This is a genomic window from Vibrio sp. YT-15 (assembly GCF_033337445.1).
GTDB classification, from domain to species: Bacteria; Pseudomonadota; Gammaproteobacteria; order Enterobacterales; family Vibrionaceae; genus Vibrio; species Vibrio alginolyticus.
Window position 1 is genome coordinate 1 of the sequence record NZ_JAWOQR010000135.1, and the last position, 1,140, is coordinate 1,140.

At 45.5% G+C, this 1,140-nt stretch carries 1 protein-coding gene; it reads left to right on the forward strand.

Features of this window, described 5'->3' with window-relative positions:
- Nucleotides 1-25: 25 nt before the first annotated feature.
- Nucleotides 26-997: a lytic murein transglycosylase gene (locus tag R7D93_RS25825; RefSeq protein WP_318129625.1), complete on the forward strand. Its 972-nt coding sequence runs from the start codon at nt 26-28 to the stop codon at nt 995-997.
- The last annotated feature ends 143 nt before the right edge of the window (nt 998-1,140 follow it).

Here is a 1,140-nt window from a genome sequence, read left to right on the forward strand (position 1 = left end):
TTCTGCCTTGCTCAAGGAGGGCAATATGAAAAAAATACTGGCTACAATGCTTAGCGTTGGCGTATGTACCTCAGCCTTTGCAAGTAGCGAGGGTTTTGAAGAATACTTAGATAAATTGCGTGCAGAAGCGCGTAACCAAGGTATCTCAGAGCAGATAATCAGTGCCGCTTTCGCAAATGTTGAATACAAACCGAGAGCAGTAACAGCAGACCGCAACCAACCAGAGAAAAAACTGACGTTGGATGAATACATTCCTCGTGCAGTCCCTGAGTGGAAAGTAAAGCAAGCCAAAGCACTATACAAAGAGCACTATGCGGAGCTTAAGCGCATAGGCGATCAATACGGCGTGCAACCTCGCTTTATTGTTGCGCTCTGGGGTGTAGAAAGTAACTTTGGCAAGTTTACAGGTAACTTCCGCGTAATTGATGCGTTGTCGACGATGGCATTTGAAGGTCGTCGTGAAGAATTTTTCCGCAAAGAGACCATGGCGGCGCTGCAAATCCTTGATCAAGGCCATATCGAGCTAGATAATTTTAAAGGTTCTTGGGCTGGTGCGATGGGACAGTGTCAATTTATGCCAAGCTCTTTCCTACGTTTTGCCGCCGATGGTAACGGAGACGGAAAAAAAGACATCTGGCAATCAAAAGCGGATGTGTTTGCATCTACTGCTAACTACTTGAGCGAGTCTGGCTGGGACGATAAGTTTACTTGGGGGCGCCAAGTGAAAGTGCCGAAAGGGATTGATCGTAGCCTAGAAGGACGCGGGGCAGAAAAAGGCAAATATCTTCAGGAGTGGAGTAAACTTGGCATCACGAAGTACGATGGCAGTCCATTACCTAAACTGAATGAAGATATCCAAGCATGGCTTATCATGCCTGACGATGAAAACGGTCGTACTTATCTGGTTTACAATAACTATAACGTACTGATGAAGTGGAACCGCTCTTACTACTTCGCGCTTGCCGTCAGCCATCTTGCTGATCGCATTTCATTCTAGTTCGTTAGTAAATACTGTTTTATAGGGGCTCTTCGGAGCCCTTTGTTTTTCCCACATTCTTATCGAGGTACTGCGTGTTATCTGAACGTGCTGCGCAAATGGTGATCTTTTCTGCATTGATCAAACATAAAAACTTTACTGCG